The organism is Tissierellales bacterium, from assembly GCA_035301805.1.
GTDB lineage: Bacteria > Bacillota > Clostridia > Tissierellales > DATGTQ01 > DATGTQ01.
Map to the genome: position 1 here is coordinate 1 of DATGTQ010000136.1, position 4149 is coordinate 4149.

Genomic DNA, 4149 nt, shown 5'->3' on the forward strand with positions numbered 1-4149 from the left:
CCTCCAAATGCTACTTTATAACCTATATCAAGAGGAATACTTTTACCTTTTAAATATATAAATGTACTAATAATAGTAAGGGGAAGTATTATAGATATGGCTGTAGCATGGGCTTTATGATCTTTTACATCTAAAATATAGGTTAGGGCAGGAACTATTATGGTACCACCACCTGAACCGAATAATCCATTAGCTAAACCAGCAATAAAGCCTATTAATAATAAATTTAACAACTTTTTATCCATGCTGACTCCTTTATGTTATAATTATATTATGGGAAAATTATTTATTTAATTAAGAATAGTTTGTCAAAATATATTGTATTTATTCTTATAGTATTATTCATACTATGAATGAATGTATAAAGTAATATAAGTACATAAGATATATGTAGGATGGAGGATGGAAATTGAAGGATATAGATAAGGTATGTAGTCAATTAATAGATTGGCTAAAAGAAAAAGTATTAGAAGCTAATGGAAAAGGTCTAGTTTTTGGATTAAGTGGTGGTATTGACTCTAGCTTAGTTGCTGCTTTGGCGAAAAAAGCTTTCCCAGAAAATTCTTTAGGTATTATTATGCCTTGTTACAGTAATCCTGAAGATGAAAAGGATGCCTTATTAGTAGCCAAAACATTAAATTTAAAAACAAAAAAAGTAGATTTATCTGATACATATGATGTTTTTTTAAAGTCAACAGAGGTTTCTACTTATGATCAATTGGCAAAAGCAAATGTAAAGCCTAGATTAAGAATGACCACTCTTTACTATTTTGCTCAGCTAAATAATTATTTAGTAGCAGGTGGAACTAATAAAAGTGAATTTGAAGTAGGATACTTTACAAAACATGCAGATAGTGGTTCAGATATTTTACCAATTGCATCTTTTGTAAAAGAGGAAGTACAAGAAATGGCAAGTTTTTTAGGAGTACCAAAGAAAATTATATATAAGACACCAAGTGCTGGCTTATGGGAAGAACAAACTGATGAAGAAGAAATGGGATTTAGTTATAAAGTATTAGATAATTATATTAGAACTGGTAATGCTTCCAAAAATGTAAAGGAAAGAATTGATAAAATGAATAAGAATAGTGAGCACAAGAGAAAGTTTCCACCAGTTTATAATTATAAGAAATAAAGTATATAAAAAATTAAAGAATAAAATAGGATTGTTAAAAATATAGTGTAAAAATTATTAATTTATGTTAATATATTAATGTTATAATTGAAGGAGGTTTTTGTATGGCAGGTCATTCTAAATGGTCAAACATAAAAAGAAAAAAAGGTAAAGAGGATATAAAACGAGGTAAAATTTTTACAAAACTTAGTAGATATATTACTGTTGCCGCTAAAGAAGGTGGCTCAGATCCTGAATTTAATCCTGCATTAAAAACTGCTATTGAAAAGGCAAAGGCTGAAAATATGCCTAATGACAATATAGAAAGAGCAATTAAAAAAGCTTCAGGTTCTGGAGATGGAGATAGTTTTGAAGATATAATGTACGAAGGTTATGGACCTGGAGGAATTGCAATTTTAGTATCATGCTTAACGGACAATAGAAATAGAACAGCATCTGATGTAAGACATGCCTTTGACAAATTTGGTGGAAAGTTAGGACAAACTGGTTGTGTATCTTTCATGTTTGAAAGGAAAGGTTTATTAGGAATAGAAAAAGAAGATGATATAGATGAAGACACACTTATGATGGAAGCTATTGAATTAGGAGTAGAAGATATTAATAGTGATGAAAATGGTTTTGAAATTATAACTAGTATAGAAGATTTTAATAATATAAGAGATGGATTAAGTTCAAAGGGATATAATTTTGCAATGGCAGAAATGTCCTATATTCCCCAAAATACTTCAGATCTAGATAGCGATAAGGAAAAGGAAAGTATGGTTAAATTAATTGATTTATTAGAAGATAACGATGATGTTCAAGAAATCTATCACAATTGGGCTATACCAGAGGATTTAGAGTTTTAGAATGTTTTAACATAGAATCTATTCTTGAATAAAATCTTTTTTGTTAAACATAATAATAATATGAAAAACAAAAAAGGAGTTGTAGAATAGATATGAATCCTGATTTTGAAGCTATAAAAGAAAGATTTAAAAATGCTAGTGTAGACGAACAAATTGAAATTTACACTACTGTCCAAGGTTTAACAGTAGAACAATATAAAGAACTTTTACGAATGTTTCCCATAAAATATATTGATAAATTAGAAAGAGCTATGGCTTAGACCCGAATATCGGGTCTTTTTGTTATTATTATTAAATATGGGTATATATCAATAAGAATAGGAGGTGTTTTATGAACAGAATATTTTTTGTTATTATAATTATCTTTTTTCCCATATTTATATTACTTCAAATAATTGAAATTAGCACTTTTGATTTAAAATTTTATGAAAAGAAATATAGGCAATACAATATAGAGGAAGTTGTAGATAAAGATTCAGAAGAACTTATGGTTATAACAGAAGATTTATTAAATTATCTACGATACAAAGACTCAGAATTAAGGTTAAAAGAAGAATATAGTGAAAGGGATCTTATCCATTTAGTAGATGTGGAACTTCTTTTTCAAAGAGGGTTTATATTAAAAAGGCTTTCCCTTATTATTAGTTCTATAGCAATTATTTTTTTACATATGAAAGATAAAAAATATCTTTATAATTCTTTTTTTTATTCATCAATTTTATCTTTGGGTTCCATATTAGTGTTGTTTATATTATATTTCATAGATTTTGACAAGTTATTCACATATTTTCATTTACTTTTGTTTAATAATGATTATTGGATATTAGATCCAGAAAAAGATTTTTTAATTCAAATTTTTCCCGAAGGCTTCTTTATGGATATATTTAGTAAGATAACCTTATTATTTATAGGATTTATGTCAATAATATTAATAATAAGTTATTTACTAAAGGAGAGAGAAAGGAATGGAAAAATTATTTAATAAAGATTATAAACAATTTATAAAAGATTCTAGGAGAAAGAGACAAATAAAAAATTTTTATATGAAAAAAATGAAGGATGGGAAAAGTAGAAAAGCAGTTTTTTTAGATAGTATTTTTTCTAAAATATTAATTAGTTTAATTTTGTATTTATCTTTGCTGTATTATACTAATACATAGACTTTATCTTTAATAATGAGTATTATACTTTTTGGAGTATATAATTACATTAGCTATAAAATAAAAAATAAAATATATAGTCAAAAAGTTGCGGATATAAACAAAGAAATGAGTAATAGATTAATTTCCTCAAAAATAATTAATTTAAGTAATAAAGAATTTTTAGAATATAACAAAGATATATTAGAAAGGTATTATAATACTAGTTTTCACGAAAGTAACAATAAAGATATAGATTTAATTGGAAAAATAGATGGTGATTTATACGGGGTAAAATCTATTAAAAAGGGCTTAGAACATAGTATTAGTTTAAGGGAATTAAATAACCTTATTGAAGGAATAGAAGATGGGAAAATAGATAAGGCTATTGTAATAACAAACACATACTTTACTGAGGAAGTAATAGAACTTGGAAATGAAGGTTTAAAAAATTTAATATTAATAAACTTTGATGAATTAACTAAGATTTTAAAAGAATTAGAACTATATCCGCAAGGAAAGGAAATAGAAGATTTAATACATAGCCGCCGAGAACAGAAAAGAAAGAAAATATTAAAGGAAAGAAAAGGATTCTTCGTATTAAATAAAGTTATTAGATACTTTATTTTAGCTATAGCCTTATGGGTTTTGTCTTATGTTGTGTCTTATCCACTATACTATAGATTTATGTCAGTAATATTAATTATATTAGCTACCATAGGGTTATTTGGATATTTAACTAGATGGCTTAGGGATAAAAAGGAAATAAGTTTACATAAGTGAAATAATGTTGTATAATATTTTGTAGTGAATAAGACAGAGTAGGTAGAGAGCGTTAAGTGTTAAGAGATGGGAAGTTGCTCTTAAACGAAAGCCGATTAGACTGCGTTTCTACTATCGCATCCGCTGTTCATTAAAGAGCTTCTTTTCTTTAGTGTGACAGTATCTGTCACTTAAAGAAGAGGAGGTGTGTCCATTATGGAAAAATCAAGTAGAAGGATAACAACAAAAACTCTAGTAATGACTA

The 4149-nt window shown here is 26.7% G+C and carries 7 protein-coding genes and 1 riboswitch; of the genes, 6 read left to right on the plus strand and 1 reads right to left on the minus strand.

Annotated features, from left to right (window positions below; translation table 11 throughout):
- Positions 1 to 245, minus strand: a 245-nt coding sequence (locus tag VK071_06680; GenBank protein HLR35003.1) for a sulfite exporter TauE/SafE family protein, incomplete at its 3' end; no start/stop codon positions are given.
- Between the two features lie 164 nt (positions 246 to 409).
- Here VK071_06680 and nadE point away from each other — a divergent pair.
- From nadE to VK071_06710, 6 genes are all read left to right on the plus strand, one after another.
- On the plus strand, positions 410 to 1135 hold the full coding sequence (nadE, locus tag VK071_06685) for an NAD(+) synthase (GenBank protein HLR35004.1): 726 nt from the start codon (positions 410 to 412) through the stop codon (positions 1133 to 1135).
- Between the two features lie 104 nt (positions 1136 to 1239).
- Positions 1240 to 1983 carry a YebC/PmpR family DNA-binding transcriptional regulator gene (locus tag VK071_06690; protein ID HLR35005.1) on the plus strand — a complete coding sequence of 248 codons (744 nt, stop codon included), beginning with the start codon at positions 1240 to 1242 and terminating at the stop codon, positions 1981 to 1983.
- 92 nt (positions 1984 to 2075) lie between these two features.
- The gene (locus VK071_06695; GenBank protein ID HLR35006.1) at positions 2076 to 2243 is read left to right on the plus strand and encodes a hypothetical protein; all 168 of its coding nucleotides are present in this window, start codon (positions 2076 to 2078) and stop codon (positions 2241 to 2243) included.
- 71 nt (positions 2244 to 2314) lie between these two features.
- Positions 2315 to 2965, plus strand: coding sequence for a TIGR01906 family membrane protein (locus VK071_06700; protein HLR35007.1), 651 nt, complete (start codon positions 2315 to 2317; stop codon positions 2963 to 2965).
- The gene (locus tag VK071_06705) at positions 2949 to 3143 is read left to right on the plus strand and encodes a hypothetical protein (GenBank protein ID HLR35008.1); all 195 of its coding nucleotides are present in this window, start codon (positions 2949 to 2951) and stop codon (positions 3141 to 3143) included. Before VK071_06700 ends, VK071_06705 begins: the two co-directional genes overlap by 17 nt.
- Before the next feature lie 108 nt (positions 3144 to 3251).
- Complete coding sequence (locus VK071_06710) at positions 3252 to 3905, plus strand: restriction endonuclease (protein ID HLR35009.1); 654 nt, start codon at positions 3252 to 3254, stop codon at positions 3903 to 3905.
- A gap of 32 nt (positions 3906 to 3937) precedes the next feature.
- Positions 3938 to 4033, plus strand: a riboswitch (THF riboswitch).
- The last annotated feature ends 116 nt before the right edge of the window (positions 4034 to 4149 follow it).

What these genes read in the sequence shown, in the direction of transcription:
- VK071_06700 (HLR35007.1), top strand. Translation starts at nt 2,315, where the DNA reads ATGAACAGAATATTTTTTGTTATTATAATTATCTTTTTTCCCATATTT.
- VK071_06690 (HLR35005.1), top strand. Translation starts at nt 1,240, where the DNA reads ATGGCAGGTCATTCTAAATGGTCAAACATAAAAAGAAAAAAAGGTAAA.
- VK071_06710 (HLR35009.1), top strand. Translation starts at nt 3,252, where the DNA reads ATGAGTAATAGATTAATTTCCTCAAAAATAATTAATTTAAGTAATAAA.
- VK071_06695 (HLR35006.1), top strand. Translation starts at nt 2,076, where the DNA reads ATGAATCCTGATTTTGAAGCTATAAAAGAAAGATTTAAAAATGCTAGT.
- VK071_06705 (HLR35008.1), top strand. Translation starts at nt 2,949, where the DNA reads ATGGAAAAATTATTTAATAAAGATTATAAACAATTTATAAAAGATTCT.